Here is a 24,185-nt window from a genome sequence, read left to right as displayed (position 1 = left end):
TACTCAGGGTGGGGTCGAGTCGTGGTCAAATTTGAACAGGAAGGCGGGAAGGCGGGAAGAAAACCTTGATGATCTTCTCTCCTTCCCGCCTTCATGTGGACTCTCTCCGGGCGAAGTCGACCACTACCCCCCGGGACCGCTCACCTGCCCTCGGCCGCGATCTGGGCGAGCATCGAGCGCGCGTGCGCGATCACGCCCTCGTTGCCCGTGTCCATCCCCCACTTCGCCGCCATGGCGGGCCAGGCCGCCCAGCGCTCCTGGGCGTGGGCCGCGAGGCCGGCCCAGGTCGCGCCGCCGGCCGCCTCGAAGCGCGCGATGCACGCGTCGAACGCGGCCTTGCTGAAGGCGCCGGCGAGGAGGGCGAAGTCGACCGACGGATCGCCGAGGTGGGCCTCGGTCCAGTCGAGGATCCCGGTGAGCCGGCCGCCCTCGTCGAGGAGCATGTGCCCGGGGTGGAGGTCGCCGTGCACGAGGGCGAGGTGGCGCGGCCAGACCTCGTCGTTCGCGAGCCAGCGCTGCCACCGCGCCCAGAGGGCGTCGGGGGGCGAGAGCGCGGCGCGCGTCTCGTCCATGGCCCGGGCGTGGAGCTGCCGCGTCTCTTCGATGGACTTCACCGGGACGCCCGCCGCCGCGATCGCCGCCACGTCCACGCGCTGCAGCGCCGCCAGGGCGTCGGCCACCGACGCGATGAACGCCTCCGAGGGCGCCGCCGGGTCGACGCGGTTCCAGCGCACGCCCGCCTCGGGGTCGATGGTGATCGCGGGGACGTCGCCGAGCCTCGGGTAGGCGATCACCTGGTCGGTGTGCACGCGCCAGTCGGGGACGGCCACCGGCAAGCGCCCGCGCACGAGGGCGAGCACGCGCGCCTCGACGCGCGCGGCCTCGACCACCGCGGCCCGGCGCGGCGTGCGCACGATCCACGGCACGCCCTCCTCGTCGCGGGCGTGCACGGCGAGGAAGTCGAGCCCGGTCTGGTCGAAGCCCTCGTGCGAGGCGACGAGCCGGAGCCCCTCGCGGCGCGCCGCATCGAGGAGCGCGCCGACGGAGTCGATGGGCGCGAAGGAGGAAGGAGACGGGGACGGGGTGGACGGCGTGTTGGAACGTTCGGTCATGATCGCGAGCCTCGTCGCGCGCCGCCGCTGCGGGCGGCGCGCGTGGATGGGGAAGACTCGCGGCGCGAGCTCACGACCGGCCAGGCGTGCGTGGCATGCTCCTTCCAGGCTACCGGGCGTGAGGCTCCGCGCCCCGGTCTTCCGCGTTGCGGTGGAAGACAGGGCACGGACGGGCACCCGCGCGCTCGCCACGTCGACCCGGCCGTGCCGGGGTTACGGGGGAGACGAGGATGCCGAGCTCAGCGCAGCCGGATGAATGCCACGGACGGAGCATCTCACGCCGCGCCCTGCGCCGCAACAGCGTTCGCGGCGCTCGGCGCGACGCCGGCCCCGCGGCACGGCGGCGCCGCGAGCTCCCGGCTCGGCCTCCCTCCAGGCGGCGAGCGTCCCCTTCACCTGGCTACGCCTTCGCGTCTCTCCCGGAGAGCTTCGCCTTCACCAGGAAGTGCGAGAACGCCCCGAGGAACTCGCTCACCGACACGCTGCCGTTCTTGTCGACGTCGCAGACCTGCAAGAACTCGTCGATATCGCCGTCTTGAAAGCCCTTCTCGCGGAACTTCGCCATGATCTCGGCGACGTCCAGGGTGCCGTCCCGATTCGTGTCGATCTCCTCGAAGACCTGGAGCATCGAGTCGCGCATCATCGCCTTGAAGATCGCGTCGCGGAGCTCGATCTCGAGCACGTCCAGGATGCTCCCGTCGGGAGACTCCAGGAGCCAGGGCGCCATCATCGTGGATCTCAGCACCGTCACCGTCGCCCCCGGCGACGCCGAGACCCCGAGGCGCCGCTTGTAGTCCTCGATGAAGACCTTGCCGTAATGCTCCTCGCTGAAGTCGGTCGTGCTCACGATCATCCGATAATGATAGATGTCGTCCCCGGGGGCGATGCTCAGGAGATCATAGATCGCCTTATTCAAGCGGTTCATCATGTCGAGGCTCGTGTTGATCGAACCGTCGGGGTGCTTGAAGTTGACCGCGTAGGTGAGGATGTTCTGGTCGGGGCCGAGCTCCGGCAGCAGCGCCATCGCCTCGGGGTCGGCCAGGAGCTCCTCGAGGCTCGGCCGGTCAATCCGCTCGCGGATGAACTGCAGCTCGCTCTCCGCGTCGCCGCCCCCGATCTCCGCCGGGAGCCGCGGGACCGGGACGAGGATGAACCGGTCGTCCGGGCGAGCCAGGCAGAGGAGCCGCGCGTAGAACCTCTTGCAGTTGAACAGGGCCTTCCGGTGGAGCTGCCCGTACCCGCTCCGGGTGGGTCGGATGACCTTGTGGCTCAGGTAGACCGCCGCCACCGCGGCGCCCGGCTTCGACCCTTCGAGCCCGTAGATGCCCACGGTCGGCTCCGCGTCCCCGTGGACGATGTACGGGGCCTTGAACGTCACCATGTCGCGCATCGCCGAGTTCCGGTAGCAGAGCGCCCCGGCCGGGTAAGGGACATAGCCCGACTTGTGCGGGTCCACCGTGATCGAATCCGCCCGGCCGAGCGCCGAGAGCTGCGCCGTCACGTACCTGCTCATCCCGATCTCGGCCGCGGGTCCGGAGGGCGCGTCCTTCGCGCGCGGCCCCTCGTCGGGGCGGAGGATCGAGGCGAAATAGCCGCCCCAAGCGGCGTCCGCGTGGACCGCGAACGAGAGCCCCTCCTTCTGGAATCGCTGGCGCAGCTCGAGGATCCCCTTCAGCGGATCGACCGCGCTCTCCTCCGTGCTCCCGACGACGCTCACCACGGTGTAGACCGGCCGCCGCTCGTCGAGGCAGCGCTTCAGCGTCGCCTCCAGCGCGGAGAGGCTCATCCGCGCGTCGCAGTCCACGGGGATGTCGAGCACGTTCGCCGAGCCGATGCCGAGCACCGCCGCGGCCTTGGGGAATGAGTAATGCTTCGTGGCGGGGACGAGGAACACGGGCGAGCACGGCAGGTCCGCCCCGCATCGCCGGTAGAGCTCCTGGATGCCGAGGTGCTGGAGGGAGTGGCCCGCCATCGCGGCCGTGATCGTGTCGCTCGAGATGCCGTACTCCTGCGTGAGGCGCGCGGGCAGCGCGAGGATCTCGTCCACCTTGAGGTTCAGGAGCGACCAGGCGTCGAGCGCGCCGAGCAGCGCGCGCCTGCCGTCGCACGTGGTCACGACGAGCTCACGCGCCGCCGAGAGGCTCGGCTCGGACTTCAGCGCGTCCCGGAGCGACAGCGGGTAGAACTTCAAGTTCCTGGCGGACCAGATCGCCTCGATGTTCGCGACCGTGCCGCCGCAGGTGATGTGCCCCCACGGTCGAACGGCCTTGTCGTCGGCGCCCTCGTCCGGCAGCGCATAGCCGAGCATCCGGCAGAGATCGTCGCCCACGATCATCTCCAGGATCGTGGTCGCCGTGGACCCTTCGAACGCGACGTTGTTGGGGTTGTAGAGCATCGCGGCGAAGTAGCCGAGCACGCTGGGGATCGAGGTGTCCCAGTTCATGTGCCCCTGGTACCGATCGCTGAAGAAGGGCACCGACTTCTTGAGGAACGACATGAGCGACCGGAAGTTGTCCTTCAGCGAGTCCATCGCGTGGAGGTAGGCCGGGTGTCGCTTGGACTGCTCGGTGATGTGGGTGGGATCCTGAGGGTGGAAGTTCCGTCGCCAGAACGAGTGATCCCGGATGGCCTCGACGATGAGCCTCTCGAGCTCGTCGGCGTTCTCGGCCTTCGGGCCCAGAAACCACGCCTCCGGCGCCCTGGTCCCGGCCCCTTTGAGGAACGGGCCGTCGCCGAATTGGAAGGCTTGTTTCATCCTGGATTTGTCGTTCGACGCCCGCCCGCTCATGGTGCTTTCGCTCCTCAGCTCGTCGTCTCGAGGGAATCTCGCAACGAGGGTGGCCGGACGGTACAGGGTCACGTTGGCCACGGTCAAGCCGGCGCGATCCGCCCGGAGCCGGTGAGGACGCGGCGTGAACTGCGGCACGGGCTACATCGGCTTACCTCGGGCCGCCGAGGAGCGAGATGATCACCATCCCGGCGAGCACGGCTGGCACCGCCCTTGAGCTGGGGGCCCTCAAGGAAGGTCCGCCTCATGCGCTCTGTTCGACGCGCGACGCGCAGCCCCGCGGCCGCGCGCTCGCGACGGGCTCGCGCTCGACGGACTACGGCGCCTGCGCGCCGTCCACCACGGCCGCGAACGCCGGATCGGTCAAGCTCTTCATGAAGGCCACGACATCCGCCTTCTCCTCTGGCGTGATGGTGAACCCCCTGATGAGCGAGCTCTTGTTCGGGTTCTTGCTGCCCACGCCTGCGAACGGCCCCTCGTCGATGATCCTGCCTCCTGCGGCGTAGTGGTCGACGACCTCCTCCAGGGTGGCCACGCTCCCGTCGTGCATGTAGGGCGCCGTCAGCTCCACGTTGCGCAGCGAAGGGAAGCGGAATTTCCCCTTGTCCGCCGGGTCGCCGGTGAACTCGAACAGCCCTTCTCCGCCGGGCGGATAGCCCCCGTCCAGGCCGAGGTCGTAGAGGCCGGTATTGTGGAAATCCATCTCCTCCTGCTTCGTTTCGGCGCTCCGGAAGGCGGTCGTGAAGTTGATCCCGCTGTGGCAGTGATAGCACTCGAGCCGCTCGGAGAAGAAGAGGTCCATGCCGCGCAACGCGGCCTCGGACATCGCGTCCGATTCTCCGCCGTAGCTATAACGATCGTACGCGGAGCGGCCGGAGATGAGCGTCCTCTCGAACGTCGCGATCGCCTTCACGACCGTGTCGAGCGTGATCGGCTCGCTCTCGCCGGGGAACGCGGCGGCGAACGCGGCCTTGTAGGCATCGTCGCCGCGGAGCCGGCCGAGGACGACCTCCTCGGCACCGGTGATCCCGAGCTCGACCGGCCTCTCGCCGAACATCGGGACGAGCGCCTGCTCCTCGAGCGACGACAGCGTGGGGTTGCCCCACGTGAGCAGCGGGAAATAGGCGACGTTGGCCAGCCCCATCGCGTTGCGCGGAATCGCGTCCCCCGTCGAGCCGGTCGGGGTCACCTTGCCGTCGGCAAGCCCCCTGTCGCGCTCGTGGCACGAGGCGCATGCCATGGTCCCGTTGCCCGAGAGGCGCTGGTCGAAGAACAGGAACGCGACCTTGTCGCGGCCTTGAGCCCGCAGTCCGGGTCCACCCAGCGCTGATGGCCAGGCAGCACGCGCGCCTCGCGCTCGAGCAAGTCGAGCATATGCCCGGTCACGGCGCCTGCTCCGTCTCGCCGGCGAGCGCGACGGCGCCGCGCACGCCATGGTTCGACGCGCCGAAGAGGTTGTCCGGATCGAGCGCGCGCTTGACCTCGCGGATGGCCGTCCGCGCGCCCTCGGAGTACACCTCGTCGAGGAAGCCCTGCCGGATCTTCCCCACGCCGTGGTGGTGCGAGAGCGTGCCGCCGGAGGCGAGGATCTCCTCGCGCGCCGCATGCTCGAGGGCGGCATACTCCGCGACGGGATCGGCGACGCCCTTCGCGTAGAAACCGAGGTAGAAGTACATCGCGACGCCCGTCGAGTAGATCTGCGTGAGCCGACCGGTGAAGAAGGGCCGTCCGGGTAGCCTGCGGCGCTCGTGCTCGAGCTCCACGCGGCGTTTGACCCGCTCGTAGAGCTCGAGCGCGCGCGACCATGGCACGCTCGTCTCGAAGCTCTCCGCGATGGCCCAGTGCTCGAACGCCAGATCGCGGATGTACGCGATGCCGAACGTGAGCTGGTAGCCGCGCTCCCCGTTGGCGGCGCCTCCCTGGAGGCCGACATGGCGCGCCGCGATGGCCCGGAGCGTTCGCTCCTGAAAGGCGACCTCCGCGGCCGTGCCTTCGAAGACCACCGTCGCCACGCACATCTTGTACGGATCGAAGCCCTTGATCCGCGTCACCACGAGCGCCTCTGCTCGGCTCTTGAGCCTCGCGGCGAGGCCCTTCGAGGCCGGCTTCAGCGCCTGTCCGAAATGGAACTGGGTGTTGTCCATCACGCGCACGCTCGCAGGAACGGCGCCGCTCTGTTGCAGGTCGTAGAGGAACTGGAAGCCGTGCTCGAGGTCCGGGAAGATCACGCTTGCGTAGCGCTTCACCTCGGGCAGGGGCCATACCTTGACCACCGCGCTGGTGATGACGCCGATGTTACCCTCGCTCCCGAACAGGAAGGTCTTCGGGTTGACGCCGACGCTCTCACGCGGGCCCACGGCGGGGCGTTCAATCACGCCCCGCGTCGTCACCGCCGTGACGTCGAGCACGATGTCCTCGATATTGCCGTAGCGGTTCTTCTTCATCCCGCTGGCGTTCGTGGCGATCCACCCGCCGAGCGTCGAGAACTCCGCGCTGTCGGGCTCGTGTCCGAGCGTCAGCCCGTGCTTGGCCAGCTCGGCGGCGATATGCCGGCCCGTGGCGCCCGCCTCGATGCACGCCGTGCGGTTCACCGCGTCCACCCAGCGCAGCTTGTTCATACGGCGCATGTCCAGCGCCACGACGACGCGCGCTTCGTCGACGGGCAAGCGCAGCGCGTCGGTGACGTTGGTGCCGCCGCCGAAGGGGATGAGGCAGGCCCCGCGCGCGTGCGCCACCTCGACGAGCCGCTCCACCTCGGCGTGGGCCTCGGGGAAAACGACGAGATCGGGTACGCGGGGGAGCCGACCGTAGCGAATCGCCCAGATCTCGGCCCCGGTGTGGCCGTGGCCATGCCGCAGCCGGACCAGCGGCTCGTCGCTCACCTGATCGTCGCGGAGGAAGCCGCGGAGCGCCTCGAGCAGCGCCTCGTCGCGCCGCGCGGCGGGGACCGCGGGCGGATAGCGGGGCACGTTGCGGTTGTCGTGGGCGAGCGGAGCCTGAAGAATGCCCGACAGCCACGGCAGCAACTTCGGTAGATCGAGCCCGCTGATGTTGTAGCGGCGTCCCGTGAGCGTCACGTGGCCGTCCGGCTTCACGACGAAGCGTGTATCCTTGAATCCCCAGCCGTCGAGCGCCTCCTCCTCGTCACCGAGCGGCGCGGCGGGCGCCGGTGTCCTGCCGCCACCACCCCGCGAGACCCAGCCCAACCGGCTCGCGACGCTCGCTCCTGCGCGCTCGATGCGCGACCGCAACCCTCGCTCCTGATTCATATCGTCACCTCGACGACCTCGTGCCCCTCCGCGCTGGCCAGGTCGAACATCGCCAGCGCGGTGACGACCCACGGCGGACGAGCCGACGCCCGCCGCCATCGCAGCGTCCGATGCCTATCCGTCAAGCAGCACATTCCGAACTACACGTGCCACCCATGCATTCCCACCGACGAACTCCGGCGGGCCAGGTGCGGCGCTCAGTTTGCGAGCCGGCCCGCCTCCATCGAGACGAGGCCGCCCCACACCTCACCGCCGACGATCACGACGACCCAGCACTGGTTGGACGGTGCCCGTCGCGCCAGCTTACCGGCGACGCGGAAGGCGCCCATGCGGAGGGCATACTCGCCCGCCTCCTCGCGCGAGACGATCATCGAGTCGAGTCCGTCGCCGTCGCCGGCAATGACGACAGCCAGGGCCGCCAAATCCTCTCCGCGCAATCGCCGTGCCTCGAGATCCTGCGAGATCGTAGGCCAGACCTCGCGAATCACTCGCCCGGCGCTCGTCTCCAGGGTCTCTGCACCCATATCGGGACCTCCGCTTTCCCGGCCCCAACAGGCTCAGAAGAACGCCTTCAACAGGCCGATCGCGCCCTGCTTCCAGGGCACGCGATGGGTCACGCCCGAGCGGCTCTCGAACTCGCTCCGGTGCGCCCGGTACCACTCGAGGTTGCGCACCAGCGCGTCCTTGTTCGAGTACTTCGGCGCGAAGCCGAGCACCCGCTCCGCCTTCTCGATCGACACGAAGGAGTCCTTCGATGCCGTCTCGTAGACCCACTTGTAGAGCGGTGACAGGCCCATCGCCTCGAGCGCGCGCAGGCCGAGCACCGCCGGCGCCGCGGGGAAGGGCACGATCTTCTTGCCCTTCCCCACCGCGTCGAGCACCGCCTGGTAGTCCTCGCCCATGGTGGTGAACTCCTTCGCGCCGATGTTGAAGGTGTCGTTGACCGCCGACGCATCCTTCGTCAGGCACAGGTAGATGGCCTCGCAGAGATCGGCCACGTCGAGGAGCTGGTAGCGGTTCTTGCCGTTGCCGATCATGGGGAAGCCCTTGCCGTCGAGCGCCCAGTCGTAGAGCAGGGCGAAGACCCCGAGCCGCTCCGGGCCGATGAAGGACTTGGGCCGGATGATGGGCACCACGAGCCCCCGGCCGCGCTCCTCCAGGCAGACGAGCTCGGCCTGGATCTTGGCCTGCCCGTACGGGCCCACGCCGTCGAGCCGGTCGTCCTCGCTGAGCGGGTGGTGGTCGGGGATGCCGTACACGGCCGTGGAGGAGATGTGCACGGCGCGCTCGACGCCGTGGCGGCGCGCGGCGCTCATGACCACGCGCGTGCCGATCACGTCGGTCGTGTAGATCTCCTCCGGCGTGTACAGGGGCAGCGCCGCCGCCGTGTGCACGACGAAGTCCTGCCCCTTCATCGCGGCATCGACGACCGCTGCGTCGCGGATGTCCCCGCGCACCTCGCGGATGCGCGACCGCTCGGGGTAGTCGAAGTCCAGGAGATCGAGCGACGTGACGTCATAGCCGCGCTCGAGCAGGTGCCGCACCAGATTGATCCCGAGGAAGCCCGCGCCGCCCGTGATCAGGACCTTCTTCTTGCTCATCGTCTTGCAACCTCGCTTCAGGGGAAAGAGAGCCGCCGACGCTCACCGTAGGACGTCGTCGAGTCGGAGATCTGGCAGAAGTAGGCCCAGGGCCGGGCCGGCTCGCCGAGATCGTGCTTGAGCGACGGCACCACGCAGATGGGGGAACTCCCCCGCGATGCCCCCGCCGATCTGGAAGAACCCCGCGCCTGCGCTGAGCGCGCGGTGCTGATCGTACAGCGCGGCCATGTACTCGATGCCCGACTTCACGATGCTCGCGCTGCACTCGCCCCGCCTCACGTAGGACGCGAAGAGCGTCGTGGACGCCCACGTCGTTCCAGCCATGTTTCGCCGAACCTCGGCGACCACTGAGTCGTCCCGGTGGCCTCAGGTCGCGCAGGCCACCAGGGACGCGCTACGGACCGGCGCAGGCCGGGCCGCCATCGCAGCGTCGGGTGGCTTCGGGAGGGACCGTAGCACGAATCGTCCGGATCGTGTCAAGCCGTCTCGATGACCGCGAGCCGTGCGTGAGGCGTGCGCCGCCCTGAACGGCGCGATCGCGTGAGGTCCGGTCCTCCGGCCGCTCGGAACGCCTCCGGGACGTCCGGAGCTTCCGCCGCGATCGCGGATGGCCGGATCATGGACATCTGCCTCGCGTTCATAGGACACGGGCACGCGTTCGGCGATACGCGTTCCATCCGATGTCATCGTGCCACACAGTTCCATGACCAGGGGCGACATGCGCCGACGCAAGGTTCTAGAGCGCGACCGGTCAGACGCGATGAAGGGAATCGTTCTCTCCATACGTAGGGGAGCTCGGAGCTGTTCTCGATGACCGGCCCTCGTCCAGACGCCCGGCCACGGAGACCGTCAGTCGCCTCCCGCAGGGCGCTTCTCGCTGCCTTTTGCCGTGTCCTCCCCCGCGAGGGCGAGCAGCCGCGCGAGCACGACCTCGAGCCACCCCACCGTGCGCCCGCACCGGCCGGCGCCGCGCGGCCCCGGCTCCCCGGCCTGGAGCGCCCGCGCCCCGTTGGCGATGCCGCCGGACCGCCGCCGCAGGTGCCGCATGCAGAGGTCGCGCAGGTCGACGAAAGGCGGGCGCTGGAGGCCCTCCTGCGCGAGCAGGTCCACGGTGAAGACGCCCCAGGTGCCCAGCACGCCGTCGCCGACGAAGGCGCGGAACCGGGCCAGGGCGGCGCCCGCGTCCTCGCCGTCGCGCAGGCGGGCCTCGGGCACCTCGAGCTGGTGCGCGACGCTCGGGCCCAGCGGGCGCCGCGGCCGGAGGAACGCCTCGAAGCGCTCGCCCGACGCGCGGCAGGCCACGAGGTGGACGAGCTCGGACCTGGGCTCGACCGCGCCGTCGGCGGCCGGCCAACCGGCGTTGGCGCCGCCGTCGACGACCACCACCCTCGCCGGATCCGCGAGGTAGGGGCGCAGCGGCGCGAGCGGCGGGGGCGCCTCGGCGCGCCGCTTCCGCGGGGCCGTACTCCGCGCCTGGTGCTCGATCTGCCGGTCGACCATGAACGCGAAGGCCCGCAGCATCGCGTCGAAGCGCGCGGGCTCGCCCTCGAGCGCGCCGAGCGCGCTGGCCACCGCCTCGACCGTGGCGAGGCACTCGGGCCGCGGCTCCCTGCGGATACGGTAGTTGCCCGGCGCCCGGGGCGTGACGCCGATGCGGCGCACCGCGGCGAGGCGGGGGTTCAGCGCGAGCATCTTCCTCGACTGCCACCACGTGCCGTCGACGACGATGAGCGAGCGCACCGGCGCCCCGTCCGCCGGACGCGCGTCGCCCCCGGGATAGAGCACGGCCGTCGTCGGATCGGCGGCGAGGGCGGCGATCCTGGGGTCGTCCTCGAAGACGACGCCTTCGTGCAGCTCGGAGTTGGGCAGCGAGAGGTGGGTCATGCGCGCCGTGCCGATGCCCACGCGCCGCTCGCGCGGGTGCTGGAGGAGCACGACCCGGGTCCTCGTCGGCAAGGAGGGCAGGAGCGCGCAGTAGCAGACCGGACGGGGGCGCCGGCAGCGCCAGCAGACGTCGCGCATGGGGGCACCCTAGAACACCGGCCGGGTCGATCGACCGAGAAGTGAACCGCCAAGGGCGCCACGACGAGAACGAAATGTCGGCGTCTGCGCGCCTTGGCGAGGCCGAGCCCCCTCGAGGAGCAGGGCGTGAGCCGTCAGGAAGGTCTATCCCGGCAGGGCATCGGCTCGCGACCTGCGCCGCGCGGAGCGGCGGGGCGCGGCGCGGTGACCGGGCTCAATCGACGGCGGGCGGCTGCGGCCCTGGGACGATGCCGGCGATATCCGGATCTTCACCCGGCGCCAGACCGCCGCTCGATCCCTTGTCATTGCGGCGCTCGAGGCGGTTCGCCGTCTTCTCGCGCTGCTTCTCGATACGGGCGCGCTCTTTCTGGCGCTTCAACGCGGTCTGTCGTTGCATGATGACTCCAGGTTCAGGACGCCTCTGATCGGGCGCCCTGGAATAGGCTTCTCGGTGAGATCTGCCGGCGCACGCCCGGACGGACCGACATGTGGTCGCGGTCGAGCCGGAGCGTGTGCCCACACGTTACACGAGCAGCCTGGTTTCTCTGGCACGTTCGACGAGACGAGCACGCGGAGAGGCCATCTCCGGCGCGCTCGGTAGTCCGCTCGAGCTCGACTGGCTCGTGCGCAGGCTCACGCGGTGGCAAAAAAAGCGGCGGACCTTCGGGGTCCGCCGCCCTATTTCGACGGTTCGAGCAGCGCGATCAGTAACGACCGCGGCCGCCGCCGCCACCGCCGAAGCCGCCGCGCCCGCCGCCGCCGCCGCCGGCCGGGCGCTCCTGCGCCTCGTTGACCTTGAGCGCGCGCCCGTCGAGCATCAAGCCGTTGAGCTGCGAGATCGCGCTGTTCGCATCCTGGGCCGAGCCCATCGTGACGAACGCGAACCCGCGCATCTGGCCGGTCTCGCGATCGGTCGGCATCGAGATCTCGCGGACCTCGCCGGTGCCGGAGAACGCGCTCTCGAGAGACTCGCGCGTGGTGTTGTACGAGAGATTGCCGACGTAAAGACGATTACCCATGACACATTGCTTTCACGGCCTGCAGCTGCGCTCGTGAGCGCTCATTCGCCTGCCATTCGATGAAGCCGTTGCGGATCGAACGGTGACGTGCCGCGCGGCGAATCCCGCGCAGGCACACGGTGCGTCGTCCAGTCATCCGCGCGAGCAACGCCTCCCTCGTACGGAGGGAGAAAAAGCATCGTGTCGAGGGCCAGTGACGTCGTGAGGAAGGCAGGGTACTCCGGCACGGCGTGATGCGCAAGGGGTACCGTGCAGGATTCTTCCATGCGCGGCGTGTCCCGGGCGATCTGCGAGGAGTCAGGGCACAGGCGCGGGCGGCCCTTGCAGAGGGCGGCGCCGATCCGCCGGTGATGAGCCCGCCGCCGTGGCCGGGCTCCAGAAGTACTCCCTTGTACCCAACGTCACGGTGACGCCGCTGGCAAACGGGAGCAGCGGCGAGGTCGGTGGCCGATGCCGACCGCGCGGGCACGACCGCCCAGCTCCTCGGGCTCTCCGATGGAGTCGTGCTCGTCGCGCGGGCTTCGGCCCCTCCACGGAAGTCGAAACGTCGTCCCCCCCACAACAGCCCACGACCGGCAGCGGCCGCCATCTTGCGCTACCGGGGCCGGAAGTGCCGTTCATAGACCTCCACCTCCGAGGTGAGGTCACTCCACTCGCGGCGTGTGCGCGCAAAAACATGACAAATCTTGATGTGCTTGGTGTTCAGGAAGGCCGCATCATCAAACGTGCCTGCCGGCACGAGGGCATGCGATAAAGCTGCGCCGCGCTCTCAGTCCGTTATGTAGCAGGCCTTGAAAATGCCAAAGGCGGGATCGCCGAAGGTGTCGTTGTTACAGTCGATGCCATTGGTCGCGGTCCGATAAAACCACTGATCGCCCGCGCCGTATGCCACGGTATGCGTACCGACGAACCGGCATCGTTGATGCTCGTCCGCGCACTTCCTCCACGCCGCCAATACATAGGGGGTCAATTTCATGCTCTCGCGATGACTCTGAGCCCGTCTGCTCTGGCTGTCGGAGGTCGCCGCGACCCGTGGCTCTCGTGGCCAGCGCCACGGCCGACTCAGAATTTGCCGCCCAGCGCGACGCGGACCGTCGCGAGCTTGCCCTGCTCCAGGCCGAACCCGAGCGGCTCGTCCAGCGCCACGAGCAGGCCGGCCCGGAAGTACAGGCCCGACGTGGGCGGCTCCACCCCGACGAACGGCTCGGCCGCGAGCGCCACCTTGTCGGTCCGCGTGAGCGGGAACGCGGCCTGGAGCCGCGCGCCGACCCCGAACCCGCCCAGGCTGCGCAGCTCCGCCTCGGTGGCGTGCTCGATGAAGACCTCCGTCTCCCCGTCATCGGTGGGGATGGCGAACATCGCCACGAGATCGCTCCGCACGTAGAACGCCTCGATCGGGCGCAGCTCGACGCCGCCGCGGGCGCGCAGCGGGACGTGCTCCAGGAGCGTCCGCTGCGCGTCGAAGTACCCGCGCACGGCCAGCGCCGCCGCCGCGGCCGCCGCCGTGTCGTCGGACGGGTCCTGCGTGATCGGGATGGAGGCCGAGAGCCCGCCGATGACCATCAGCGTGGGGAAGACGCTCGCGACGTAGTGGAGCCCTATCGAGGGGTTGCCGAAGAAGAACCCCTCGAGCTCCGGCGCGACGGTCGCCGCGTCGCCGACCGCCGCGTCGGGCGGCCTCGCCTGGCTGCTCCCGTACGCGAACGGCAGCTCGGCGTCGAGGTGGAGCCCCGCGAAGAGCGGGATCTGGGCGGCCGCCGCGAACGACGCCGCGAAGGAGCTCGCCTCCCCGCCGGCGCTCGCCCCGCCGGCGCTCGCCGCCTCGCGGCGCGGGAGGTTCGCCTCGATCGTGCTGACGAGCACGTCCGCCTCCACGCCGAGGCGGAAGCCACGGGCCTTCGCCCAATCCTCTTCCTTGACGGTCTCCTCGGCGAGCGCCGGCGCGGCGGCCGGGAGCAGGAGAGCGAGGGCGGCGAGGGACAAGACAAGCGGACGCATGCCGATATCTTAGCGAGTTCTCCGGCCCGGGGCCCTCCGCGGGACCATGGACCAGGAGGAGCGCCCGTCGTCCCGCTCTGGTCGAGGCCGGCCGGCGGAGGGGATTTTTCTCGCGGGAGCGCGCGCCTCCGGCCGCGGGGGCGTCCCCGCGAGGACCAGCGCGTCGAGCGGCTCCAGCGAGCTCGGGGATGGCTTAGAGGCGCCGAGGACGCGCTCGGGCGCAGGACGGCCCCGTAGAAGCGCCAGAGACGAGCTCTGGACGGCGGCGGCCTCCTGGAGCACCCCCGCCCCCGGTACGAACATGCGGCCGCGCCGCGGCACCGCTCTCACCGCTCACCGGCGTCGCTCCCCAACCGCGAAAGCGCCCCCGAGGAGACCAGAACGGCCAGACCGCGCGCAACTGCATGATATCGCTCATGTTGTGGCACTCGCCTCTCCGGCGGATCAGCGCCCGACGCAGTGGGATACGAACCGTGTAATTCCGAATACTTGCGCGCTGTCTGGCTGGTTTGCACGCCTTCGCGGTCGCTGGGCCAAGTCGTCGCGGCGCTGCTGTCTGCACATCGATCTCGAAGGGCATATCCTGCGCGGCGCGTGAACGTGATAGCGTCCGCGCCCGATGAGCACCAACCAGAAAACGCTTGAAAACAAGGTCGCAATCGTCACCGGAGGCGCCTCCGGCATCGGCCGCGCGCTCGGTGAAGAGCTCGCCCATCGAGGGTGCGAGGTCGTGCTGGCGGATCGCCAGCACAGCGTCGCCGCGGAGGTCGCCAAAGGCATCACCGACCGCGGAGGTCGCGCGACCGCCGCCGAGCTCGACGTGCGCAGCCTGCCGGCCTTCAAGGCCATCGCAAAAGACACGCTGCAGCGCTCAGGCCGCATCGACTACCTGTTCAACAACGCCGGCATCGTCGTCGGGGGCGAGATGGCCAGTCACGTGCAAGAGGACTGGGACGACGTCATCGACGTCAACCTGCGCGGCGTCGTTTACGGCATCCAGGCAATCTACCCGATCATGGTGAAGCAGGGTTCAGGACACATTTTGAATACAGCCTCCGTCGCAGGCCTCGTCGCGGGCTTTAACGAGGGCGCCTACACCGCCACCAAGCACGCCGTCGTCGCCGTCACCAAGGCCCTCCGCGTGGAGGCAGAGCGCTACGGCGTCCGCGCCTCCGTCCTGTGCCCCGGCACCATCCGCACACCCATCCTCACCGGCGGTGTGTACGGCCGTATGAACGTGGAGAACGTCTCCAAAGAGGCCATCATGCGCATGTCGGAGCGCCTGCGCCCAATCCCCCCCGAAGAGCTCGCGCGCCGCACGCTCGACGCCGTCGCCCGCAACGAGGCGATCATCGTCCTGCCCAAATGGTGGAAGGCATTCTGGTACCTCGATCGCCTGTCTCCGGCGCTCAGCCTCAAGCTAGCCAGCTACAGGCACAAGCGCATGCGCGAGGAGATGCTGGCCGCCGGCGCCAAGCCCAAGAGCATTGACGCCGACGCGTGAGCGGGATCCGTGAGCACATTGAATAGAGCCGAACTGGGCGACGCTTCGGTGCCGTGCGAGTTCGATGTCCACGCCATGATCTGGTCCGAGGATGCCCCCGCTTTGGAGAACGCTCTTCACCGTGAGTTCCACTACCGGCGGGTCAACCTGATCAATGAGAGGAAGGAGTTCTTCCACGTCGAGATCGATGAGGTCGCGGAGGTTGTGCGCAAACTGCACGGCGAGATCGAGATCACCAAACTGGCCGAGGCCAAGGAGTACCGGCAGAGCGTCGCGAAGCGGCAGGAACGACAGGTGGCCAAGTCCGCCGGACTTCCGCTGACGCCGCCCCCGTCGCAGGTCGAGCCGATGCCGGCGTTCGCCTCAACGTGGATCAGGCTTCGGTCTTCACCACCCCGCCCCGAATTCAGGATCCAACCCAAATGAAGGCTGGTTGTGAACGTAGCGCTTGATCAGGGTCTAGAGCTCAAATGTAACCCAGCTCCAGGCCCCGCAGCACGGCGCGGGTTCGGTCGCGCACGCCGAGCTTGGCGGAGATGCTCGACGCGTGGTTTTTGACCGTCCCCTCCGCGGTCCCGAGGGCCTCGGCGATCTCGCGGTTGCTCGATCCGATCGCCATCAGGCGCAGGATCGGGTGTCCGGTTGGAGCTCAACGTTTCCTTCGCTGCTGGTGGCCCTGGAGCAAGGTGCCTGGACGGTTTCTCCGAAACGCCGCAGCCGCCGAACAACGCGTTGCACGCCGACGAGGCGCGAGCTGACGCTCGCGACCTCGCGGGTGAACGCTGACCGTTCGGCGGACGGGCACATCTTTCTAGCTGTTCAGTGGTTCGGGTGTTCGTCAACCATGTGGTGGACGAACAGCGCCCACCCAGGAATCCGCGGCGCCGCGCACGACGCCGCTTGACTATGGCGGCGGCACCGCACTTCCCCGCATGGGCTTCGACCTCTACGACCGGAGCGGCAGAGAGGGGCCGCGCCGAGCTCGCGCCCGCGCTCCTCGCCGCCGGCACCGGTGTTCGCGCCGTACACCTACGAAACGCTTAGGCGCGCCACATTTCTTTCGATTAGGGCGTCTCGTCCCAAACGCGACCAGCTGCAGTTCCATTGCTGCCGGGGTTGAACACCTCGACGGCCATGACCTGATAGGTGGGATCGTCACTCGCATCCAGATTGTTCATGTTCGGAACAATCCAGCCGGTATCGGCCCATGCCTTCACGTGATCGGCGAAGATGATTTTGTGGTCCTGTCCGAGGGCCTGCGGCCGAGCAGGCTTGCTCCAGTATTGGTAGAAAGTGGAGCGACCATTGATAGAGGGCTGCTGCTGCCGCGTTGAGCGGTATGTGGAATACTCAACCCCATCGCTCATGAAGGTCTTGCCAGGGGTAGCACCCTGGCTGGGGTCATAACTCCATCGTTGCAGAATGTAATACTCCACCAGGTGTGCCGGGTTCGAAGTAGGCATAGTCTTGTCGTACCCCCAGCCGTACAAAGCGATATAGCTCGCGCCGCTGTCGTTATTCAAGCGGTAGCCGATCACCCTGTTCTCATCTCCGTAATGCCATCCCGGACCACCGACATAGTTATAGCCGCCGCCCTGCCAGGTCACGCTGAACTCGCCATTCGGGTCCACAGTCAAAGATGTCGAGCCGCCATCTTTCCAGTGAGTGAAGAAGAAATCACCAACATGGCCCGTTGCGTGATTTGAAGTGATCACGGTTTTTTCAGTGTATTGCTCAGTGTAGGCTGAATACTTGGAGAAATCAGGGAGAGGCGTACCCGTTGTATCCCCGCCTCCAGCAGAACCAGAAGAACTAGCGCTGCTCGAAGCCGAGCTAGAGCTGCTCGAAGCCGAGCTAGAGCTGCTCGAAGACGAGCTAGAGCTGCTCGAAGATGAGCTAGAGCTGGAGCTGGAGCTGGAGCTGGAGCTGGAGCTGGAGGATGAAGAGCTGCTAGAAGACGATGAGCCGCCCGAGGGCTCCATGGTATCGGCACCACCGTCACAGCCTGCTAGCGCGACTGACGCGAACGCCAGTATGAACCACCGAGAGGACCGATTCTGCTGCAAATTTTTCATGGACGCTTTCCAGAATTGCTTGCTGACGATTGTTATCATGTGATGTTTCACGGCTTATATCTTCGCCCATTCTCGGGCAACTGTGCCCTGGGCCATGCTCTCTCTGGAAGATTGATCGGCCCACGCTGCACGCGCCGCTCCCCGCTCTCGCCGGAGGCGGCGAGCAGCCGGTACATCGTGCGGATTGTGACCGGGCTTACGCTCCGCGAGAGCCTCGCTGCCGTGGAGGGCGAGCAGCTTGCGCCACGCCGCCAGGAGGGGCTGTCGATGCCCTCGCGACGCAGCAACGCGTCGCTGTCCCCGCGCTGGGTGCACGCAGCCGCCTCGCGAACGATGCGCAGCTTCTCCGCCGCCGAGAACTTCCGCCTCTTGCCCGGCTTCGCCACGCTCTCGACGGCGGCGCCACTCGGGCGGGGCGCAGCGCCCTGCGCCGCTGGGGCGGGGGTAGGATCGACGGATCGGAGATGGGAAAGCTTCGGCACGGGTCAGGTCCATTCTCCGCCCTTTCACCACAGATTTCCAGGGGCAGTTTGTCTCACCCGACGTTGGCACAGAGGGGAGCGCACTGGAACGTCGGTGGGCTCGCCAAGCGCGGTGAGGAAGCGGGCGATGCTCCTTGGCTCGGTGAGCATGGCGACGAGCTTCATCCTGCCTTTGCAAGCTGGACACGCGAGGACATCGATCGCAAGCGTGCGGCGCAGAAGCTCGGCCCACGGCCGGTAGGCGCCCCGCTTGCGTTTGGGAGCGGGCTCGTCGTCCGCCCTCCGGGTTGAATGCAATTCTACCGGCAGGCTCTCGGCAGCCTTTGGGTTGATTCAATTCTACCGGGAGCCTCTCGACCCCCCTTCCGGGCGGCGCGCGCCTTCTCTGGACGTGACGCGCGCCGACCTACCCCTCCCGGCGCCCGGCCCGGTGGCCCCCCGTCACCCCTTCCCGCCCGCCTCCCACGCCTCCAGCAGCTGCCGCGCGGCCCGCAGCGGGCTCAGTGCGCCAGCCTCCACCAGGCCCTCCAGCCCCGGCATCCGCTCGCGCACGGCGTCGCTCCTCAGGAACGCCTCCCGCAGGTGCCCCTCGATCAGCTCGACGAGCCACCGGCGCGCCTGCGCGGCCCGGCGGCGCTGCAGCCACCCGCTCTCCTGCATGTGCGCGCGGTGGCGCAGCACGAGCTCCCACGCCTCGCGGACGCCGCGGTTCTCCTGGGCCGAGCAGACGCCCACCACGGGCGCCCAGCCATGGGGCGGCGGCGGGAACAGGTGCAGCGCGGCCTCGTACTCGCTCCGAGCGCGCGCGGCCCGGCCCTCGCTCCCGCCGTCGGCCTTGTTGATGATCACGAGGTCGACGAGCTCCATGATCCCCCGCTTCATCCCCTGAAGCTCGTCCCCGGCCCCGGGCAGCATGAGCAGCAAAAAGCAATCGGTCATGTCGGCGACCGCGACCTCGGACTGCCCGACACCGACGGTCTCCACCAGGATGTTGCGGTATCCGGCCGCCTCGCAGAGCACGATCGCCTGGCGCGTCGCCCGCGCCACGCCGCCGAGCGAGCCGCCCGACGGCGACGGGCGGATGAACGCCCGCCGATCGCTCGCCAGCCGCGGCATCCGGGTCTTGTCGCCGAGGATGCTCCCGCCGTGAACGGGGCTCGTCGGGTCGACCGCGAGCACGGCGACCGTCTCCTCCCGCTCGCGCACGAGGTGCACGCCGAGCGCGTCGACGAACGTGCTCTTGCCGACGCCCGGCACGCCGCTGACGCCGAGGCGCACGGCGCCGCCCGCGCGCGGCGGCGCGTGCGACAAACACAGCTCCAGGACCTCCTCGGCGAGCTCCTGATGGCGGGGGAGCGCGCTCTCGGCCAGCGTGATGGCGCGCGCGAGCGCCGCGCGGTCGCCCGCCACGAGACCGTCGACGAGCTGCCTCGGATCCGGCTTCAACCTAGCGAGCCTCCTGCGCCGAGAGCCTGTCGATCAGCGTGCGCACGATCCGCGCCGCGGCGTCGGGGATCACCGTCCCCGGCCCGAAGACGCCCGCCACGCCGCGCTCCTCGAGATAGCGGTAGTCCTGCGGCGGGATCACCCCGCCGGCCACGACGAGGATGTCCCCGCGGCCCGCCGCCCCGAGCGCGTCCATCAGCTGGGGCACGAGCGTCTTGTGGCCCCCCGCGAGCGACGAGACGCCGACCACGTGGACGTCGTTCTCGACGGCGTGCCGGGCCACCTCGTCCGGCGTCTGGAAGAGCGGGCCGATGTCGACGTCGAACCCGAGATCCGCGAAGGCGGTCGCGATCACCTTCATGCCCCGGTCGTGCCCGTCCTGCCCCATCTTGGCGACCAGGATGCGCGGCCGGCGCCCCTCGAGCGCCGCGAACTCGCGCACGAGCGCCTCCACCTCGCGGCCCGCGCCCGCGTCGCGGATCTCCGCGCCGTACACGCCGCTGACCGCGCGCACCGGGGCCTCGTAGCGGCCGAAGACGCGCTCCAGCGCCTCGGAGATCTCGCCGAGCGTCGCGCGGCGGCGCGCGGCGTCGACGGCCAGCGCGAGCAGGTTCCCCTCCCCCGTCGCGGCGGCGCGCGTGAGCGCGGCGAGCGCCTCGCCCACCGCGGCCTGCGCGCGGGCCGCCTTCACGGCGCCGAGCCGCGCGACCTGGCGCTCGCGCACCGCCGTGTTGTCGACCTCGCGCAGCTCCAGCGGCGCCTCCCGCTCCAGCCGGTACGCGTTGACGCCGACGATGATGTCGCGCCCCGCGTCGATGCGCGCCTGCTTGCGGGCCGCCGCCTCCTCGATGCGCATCTTGGGCAGGCCGTTCTCGATCGCCTTGACCATGCCGCCCAGCGACTCCACCTCCTGGATGAACTGCCACGCGCGCCGCGCCAGCCGGTCCGTGAGGCGCTCGACGTGGTGCGAGCCGCCCCACGGGTCGATGACGCGGCAGACGTCGGTCTCCTTCTGCAAGAAGAGCTGGGTGTCGCGCGCGACCTTGGCCGAGAAGTCCGAGGGGAGCGCCAGCGCCTCGTCCAGCGCGTTCGTGTGCAGCGACTGGGTGCCGCCGAGCACGGCCGCGAGCGCCTCGATGGCCGTGCGCGTGATGTTGTTGAACGGGTCCTGCTCGGTCAGGCTCCATCCCGACGTCTGGCAGTGCGTCCTGAGCGCCATCGACTTCGGGCTCTTCGGCTGGAAGCCCTTCACGATCTTCGCCCAGAGCAGCCGCGCCGCCCGCAGCTTGGCGACCTCGGTGAAATGGTCCATGCCGATCCCGAAGAAGAACGAGAATCGACCGGCGAAATCGTCGATATCCATGCCCGACGCGATGCCGGTGCGCAGGTACTCGAGGCCGTCCGCGAGCGTGTACGCGAGCTCCAGCTCCGCGGTCGCCCCCGCCTCCTGCATGTGATAGCCGCTGATGCTGATCGAGTTGAACTTCGGCATCTTCTCGGCGGCGAACCGGAAGATGTCGGCGACGATCCGCATCGAGGGCGCCGGCGGGTAGATATACGTGTTCCGGACCATGAACTCCTTGAGGATGTCGTTCTGGATGGTCCCGGAGAGGAGCTCTGCCCGCACGCCCTGCTCCTCGGCGGCGACGATGTAAAACGCCATGACGGGGAGCACGGCGCCGTTCATGGTCATCGACACGCTCATCTTGTCGAGCGGTATCTGGTCGAAGAGGACCTTCATGTCCTCCACGGTGTCGATGGCCACGCCGGCCTTGCCCACGTCGCCGACCACGCGGGGGTGGTCCGAGTCGTAGCCGCGGTGGGTCGCGAGGTCGAAGGCGACCGAGAGCCCGGTCTGCCCGCCGGCCAGGTTGCGCCGGTAAAACGCGTTCGACTCCTCGGCCGTCGAATACCCGGCGTACTGGCGGATGGTCCACGGGCGGACCACGTACATGCTCGTATACGGCCCGCGCAGGAACGGCGGAATCCCGGCGGTGAAGCCGAGGTGCTCGAGGTGCTCGAGCGGCGCGCCGCCCTCCGGGGCCGCGGCCTGCGCGGGGAGCTCCGCGGCGCCGTCGATCTGCCGCAGCGCCGCCCGCGCGAGGCTCCGGGTGAGCTGCTCGACGTACCAGCAGCCCGCGGCCGGGCTCCCCCCGGCCTCGAAGTGGGCCTCCTCGCGGAGGATGACCCGGGCGTTGCCGAGCAGGCGCTCGGGCGGCGTGATCACGACGTCGTCCGCGCCGCCGGCCACGGCCGCCATCATCGCCACGATGCCGCGGAGGAGGTTCTTGTGCGGCTCGTCGCCGGGCACGGCGGCCGACGGGATCACGGCGGTGACGGTGGCGCCCGGCCGCAGGCGCTCGGCGAGGAGGCGCGCGGCGCGGAGGCGGGCGATCTCGAAGAAGTAGCTGCTGCCGAGCGTGAAGCGCAGCTCCGACGCGCCGCCCCGGAGCTCGGCGACGAGCGACTCGACGAGCGGCCCGCCCTCCGCGGCGGGGAGCGGGGGGCTGTCCGGCGCGAAGATCGGCGGCACGAGCAGCCCCTCGGCGCTCGCCCAGGAGAGATCGTCCGCGGTCTTGCCCTTGAGGTCCCGCGCGAGCGCCTGTCGCCACGTCTCCAGCGCGACCGGCGCGAACTCGGAGAAGAGCCTGTCATCCATGGGCCTCCACGACCTCGATGAGGTGGCCGAACGGCGCGTCGTCGCGCGACTTCGGGTGCATGAAGAAGATCGTCGTGCCCCGGGAGCCGGGCCGGGGCGCCGCGTCGATGACGCGGAAGCCCCGCGCCTTGAGCGCGTCGAAGGCCGCCTGGACGTCGCTGACGCGGTAGGCGACGTGCGCGAAGCCGCCGCGGCCGCCGTTCTTGTCGATGAGCTTCTGGACCGGCGACTCGGCGGAGAGCGGCTCGAGGAGCTGGATGTGATTGTCGCTGTCGCCGACGCGGAGCATCACCTCGCGGACCTGATCGGTGCCCCGCACCTCCTCCCGGTGCACCTCGCGGAAGCCGAGCAGCTCGTAGGCCGCCACCTGCGCGTCGAGCTGCCCGGCGGGCACCGCCATGGCGACGTGGTCGATGAACAGAAAGCCGGGAATCTGGTCCTTCATGCGCCCTCCTCCAGGTCAGCGAGCGGCATCGAGCGGCGAGGATGTGGAGCGATCGCCCCCCGTGAAAAGCAGAACGCGGGAGAAATGTGAAGCCTCCGGGCTCACCGGACCCGCCACGCCGGGTGCTCGTCCCCGACGGCGGGCGCCGCGATCAGGCCGTTCTCGGCCGCCCCGTCGTCGCTCTCGGGCTCGCACAGGTACACGGCGATCGCGCCGAGCGGCTGCTCGGTGTCGACCCGGGACCACCCCTCCGGGGCGCGCCGGGCCTCCGCGCGCCATTCGACGGCCGCCTCGCCGACCTGGGCCGCCTCGAGGATCGCGCGGCCGTGCTCGGCGCCGAGCGACGCCACCCGGGCGACCTCGACGTCGTGCACCCCCTCGGCCGGCGCGACGCGGAGCCCGTGCCGCCGCAGCGCCTCGGCGATCGCCGGCGGCACCAGGTAGGCCCGCGGCCGATCCACCACGGTCGTCCCGACGAACCGCGCGAGGTGCGGGATCCGCACGGTGACCGGCTCGCCGTCGAACGCCCGCGGGCTGCGCGTGAGGACGTCGATCGGGGTCGCGGTCGGCTCGAGGCGGTAGCGGACCGCGACGCGATCCGGCGGCCGGGCGCTCGAGGCCACGACCTCGCGGATGGCATCGGCGTGCGCGGCGGCCCAGGACAGGGTCTCGATCTGCCACGCCGACGCGGTCTGGACCCGCTCCTCGAACGAGAGGTAGCTGTAGCACTCGAGCAGCAGGTCGAGCCGGCCCGTGAGCCCGCGGTAGTTCGAGCCGAACCGCGGGTGGTGCGGGTACGTCATCCAGCCGAGCCCGACGGGCGCCGCCGGATCCGCGTCGCCGCCCGCGTCGAGCGCGCGCTCGTCCTCGACGAAGTTGCCGTACCAGCCGCTCTCGAAGCCGCGCTTGCGCACCGCGGCCATCACCTCGGGGACCAGGCGGTCGCGCACCATCGCGATCGGCTCGGCGCGCCCCGACTCGGCGGTGTGCGGCACGTCGACCGTCATGTGGAACCGGTGCACCGAGCCGTTGGTCGCGTGGTTGTCGATGGTGAGATCGGGCGCCCACGGGATGCACACGCGCTCCTGGAGCAGGCGCATCTCGGGCGCGGCCTGGCGGAGGTAGTCGCGGTTCAGGTTGATGCCCTGGCTCTGCGTCCGGGTGCCGACGACGGGGCCTGGCTGGCCGGTGAGCTTCTTCAGGTCGAGGCGGCGGTTCTGCGGATCGAGCGCGTCGTTGCCGTCGGGGTTGAACAGCGGCGCGACGAGGAGCACGAGCGTGTCGAGCCAGTCGGGGTGCCGGCCGTCGAGCAGGTCGCGGACGAGCGCGAGGCTGGCCTCCTTGCCCTCCACCTCGCCCGGATGGATCCCGTCGAGCATCAGCACCACCGGGCGCCCGGCGCGGCGCGCCTCGGCCGGGGAGCGCACGCCGTCCTTCGACAGCACGAGCAGCGGCAGCTCCCGTCCGCCCGGGCTGGTCCCGAAGGTCGTCACGGCGAGGCGCGGGTCGTCGCGGGCGTCCAGCGCGCGGACGAACCGCATTACGTCGGCGTGGAGGGATGTCTCGCGAAATCCGGTGGCTTCAGCGCGGGTGAGCAGCATGAGCCCGATCTCTACCGCGCCGCTCGCCGGACGGGACAGCTATCGGCACCGGGGGCGCGCCTCGCGGGAAGCCTCGCGGAAAGAGACGGGAGGAGGCGGGAAGAGAGCGCGCGCGTGGCTGTTGCACGCGCTAGGCTCGAAGCGTGGGTCCCCTCTCGGCGGGC

At 69.7% G+C, this 24,185-nt stretch carries 20 protein-coding genes and 2 pseudogenes; 3 read left to right on the top strand and 19 right to left on the bottom strand.

The window, feature by feature from the left end:
- Positions 1 to 140: 140 nt before the first annotated feature.
- The 13 genes and pseudogenes from WMF33_RS16375 to WMF33_RS16315 form a co-directional block, all read right to left on the bottom strand.
- Complete coding sequence (locus tag WMF33_RS16375) at positions 141 to 1,112, bottom strand: macrolide 2'-phosphotransferase (RefSeq protein ID WP_437338009.1); 972 nt, start codon at positions 1,110 to 1,112, stop codon at positions 141 to 143.
- A 400-nt stretch (positions 1,113 to 1,512) separates the two neighbouring features.
- Positions 1,513 to 3,867 carry a pyridoxal-dependent decarboxylase gene (locus tag WMF33_RS16370; protein WP_437338008.1) on the bottom strand — a complete coding sequence of 785 codons (2,355 nt, stop codon included), beginning with the start codon at positions 3,865 to 3,867 and terminating at the stop codon, positions 1,513 to 1,515.
- 349 nt (positions 3,868 to 4,216) lie between these two features.
- Entirely contained in the window at positions 4,217 to 5,335 is a 1,119-nt protein-coding gene (locus WMF33_RS16365) for an MbnH family di-heme enzyme (protein ID WP_437338007.1), read from the bottom strand.
- Positions 5,283 to 7,169: an FAD-binding oxidoreductase gene (locus WMF33_RS16360; protein WP_437338006.1), complete on the bottom strand. Its 1,887-nt coding sequence runs from the start codon at positions 7,167 to 7,169 to the stop codon at positions 5,283 to 5,285. The genes WMF33_RS16365 and WMF33_RS16360 overlap by 53 nt, the downstream gene beginning before the upstream one ends.
- Positions 7,166 to 7,294: a hypothetical protein gene (locus tag WMF33_RS16355; protein WP_437338005.1), complete on the bottom strand. Its 129-nt coding sequence runs from the start codon at positions 7,292 to 7,294 to the stop codon at positions 7,166 to 7,168. Before WMF33_RS16355 ends, WMF33_RS16360 begins: the two co-directional genes overlap by 4 nt.
- 72 nt (positions 7,295 to 7,366) lie before the next feature.
- On the bottom strand, positions 7,367 to 7,693 hold the full coding sequence (locus tag WMF33_RS16350) for a hypothetical protein (protein ID WP_437338004.1): 327 nt from the start codon (positions 7,691 to 7,693) through the stop codon (positions 7,367 to 7,369).
- 33 nt (positions 7,694 to 7,726) lie between these two features.
- Positions 7,727 to 8,770 (bottom strand): NAD-dependent epimerase/dehydratase family protein, encoded by a 1,044-nt coding sequence (locus WMF33_RS16345; RefSeq protein ID WP_437338003.1) that lies wholly within the window; start codon positions 8,768 to 8,770, stop codon positions 7,727 to 7,729.
- Between the two features lie 44 nt (positions 8,771 to 8,814).
- Positions 8,815 to 9,064: pseudogene (locus tag WMF33_RS16340) on the bottom strand (deoxyhypusine synthase family protein); the annotation flags it as partial.
- Between the two features lie 555 nt (positions 9,065 to 9,619).
- Positions 9,620 to 10,792, bottom strand: coding sequence for a DTW domain-containing protein (locus WMF33_RS16335; RefSeq protein WP_437338002.1), 1,173 nt, complete (start codon positions 10,790 to 10,792; stop codon positions 9,620 to 9,622).
- A 214-nt stretch (positions 10,793 to 11,006) separates the two neighbouring features.
- Positions 11,007 to 11,189, bottom strand: a complete 183-nt coding sequence (locus WMF33_RS16330) for a hypothetical protein (RefSeq protein WP_061628774.1) — start codon at positions 11,187 to 11,189, stop codon at positions 11,007 to 11,009.
- A 307-nt stretch (positions 11,190 to 11,496) separates the two neighbouring features.
- The gene (locus WMF33_RS16325; protein WP_437338001.1) at positions 11,497 to 11,811 is read right to left on the bottom strand and encodes an RNA recognition motif domain-containing protein; all 315 of its coding nucleotides are present in this window, start codon (positions 11,809 to 11,811) and stop codon (positions 11,497 to 11,499) included.
- Between the two features lie 769 nt (positions 11,812 to 12,580).
- Positions 12,581 to 12,787: a hypothetical protein gene (locus WMF33_RS16320; RefSeq protein WP_437338000.1), complete on the bottom strand. Its 207-nt coding sequence runs from the start codon at positions 12,785 to 12,787 to the stop codon at positions 12,581 to 12,583.
- A gap of 86 nt (positions 12,788 to 12,873) precedes the next feature.
- Positions 12,874 to 13,809, bottom strand: a complete 936-nt coding sequence (locus WMF33_RS16315; RefSeq protein WP_437337999.1) for a hypothetical protein — start codon at positions 13,807 to 13,809, stop codon at positions 12,874 to 12,876.
- A gap of 619 nt (positions 13,810 to 14,428) precedes the next feature.
- On the opposite strand from WMF33_RS16315, the gene WMF33_RS16310 reads away from it, so the two are divergent.
- Together WMF33_RS16310 and WMF33_RS16305 are read left to right on the top strand one after the other, a co-directional pair.
- Positions 14,429 to 15,313, top strand: a complete 885-nt coding sequence (locus WMF33_RS16310; RefSeq protein ID WP_437337998.1) for an SDR family NAD(P)-dependent oxidoreductase — start codon at positions 14,429 to 14,431, stop codon at positions 15,311 to 15,313.
- Between the two features lie 9 nt (positions 15,314 to 15,322).
- Positions 15,323 to 15,739 (top strand): GIY-YIG nuclease family protein, encoded by a 417-nt coding sequence (locus WMF33_RS16305; protein ID WP_437337997.1) that lies wholly within the window; start codon positions 15,323 to 15,325, stop codon positions 15,737 to 15,739.
- 40 nt (positions 15,740 to 15,779) lie between these two features.
- On the opposite strand, the pseudogene WMF33_RS16300 reads toward WMF33_RS16305, so the two are convergent.
- Together WMF33_RS16300 and WMF33_RS16295 are read right to left on the bottom strand one after the other, a co-directional pair.
- Positions 15,780 to 15,944 (bottom strand): annotated as a pseudogene (locus WMF33_RS16300) (LuxR C-terminal-related transcriptional regulator); the annotation flags it as partial.
- A 433-nt stretch (positions 15,945 to 16,377) separates the two neighbouring features.
- Positions 16,378 to 17,028 (bottom strand): glycoside hydrolase family 11 protein, encoded by a 651-nt coding sequence (locus tag WMF33_RS16295; RefSeq protein WP_437337996.1) that lies wholly within the window; start codon positions 17,026 to 17,028, stop codon positions 16,378 to 16,380.
- A gap of 37 nt (positions 17,029 to 17,065) precedes the next feature.
- On the opposite strand from WMF33_RS16295, the gene WMF33_RS16290 reads away from it, so the two are divergent.
- Complete coding sequence (locus WMF33_RS16290; protein ID WP_437337995.1) at positions 17,066 to 17,431, top strand: hypothetical protein; 366 nt, start codon at positions 17,066 to 17,068, stop codon at positions 17,429 to 17,431.
- Between the two features lie 880 nt (positions 17,432 to 18,311).
- Here WMF33_RS16290 and meaB read toward each other — a convergent pair.
- The 4 genes from meaB to WMF33_RS16270 all read right to left on the bottom strand — a co-directional run bounded on the left by meaB (position 18,312) and on the right by WMF33_RS16270 (position 24,021).
- Entirely contained in the window at positions 18,312 to 19,316 is a 1,005-nt protein-coding gene (gene meaB, locus WMF33_RS16285) for a methylmalonyl Co-A mutase-associated GTPase MeaB (RefSeq protein WP_437337994.1), read from the bottom strand.
- A 1-nt stretch (position 19,317) separates the two neighbouring features.
- Entirely contained in the window at positions 19,318 to 21,975 is a 2,658-nt protein-coding gene (scpA, locus tag WMF33_RS16280; protein ID WP_437337993.1) for a methylmalonyl-CoA mutase, read from the bottom strand.
- Positions 21,968 to 22,420 (bottom strand): VOC family protein, encoded by a 453-nt coding sequence (locus tag WMF33_RS16275; RefSeq protein ID WP_437337992.1) that lies wholly within the window; start codon positions 22,418 to 22,420, stop codon positions 21,968 to 21,970. Before WMF33_RS16275 ends, scpA begins: the two co-directional genes overlap by 8 nt.
- A gap of 101 nt (positions 22,421 to 22,521) precedes the next feature.
- Positions 22,522 to 24,021, bottom strand: coding sequence for a M14 family metallopeptidase (locus tag WMF33_RS16270; RefSeq protein WP_437337991.1), 1,500 nt, complete (start codon positions 24,019 to 24,021; stop codon positions 22,522 to 22,524).
- Between the last annotated feature and the right edge of the window lie 164 nt (positions 24,022 to 24,185).

This window comes from Sorangium sp. So ce394, assembly GCF_051474665.1.
Taxonomy (GTDB): Bacteria; Myxococcota_A; Polyangia; order Polyangiales; family Polyangiaceae; genus Sorangium; species Sorangium cellulosum_D.
The sequence above is the reverse complement of the archived record's forward strand: the minus strand, read 5'-3'. Positions and strand labels throughout refer to the sequence as shown.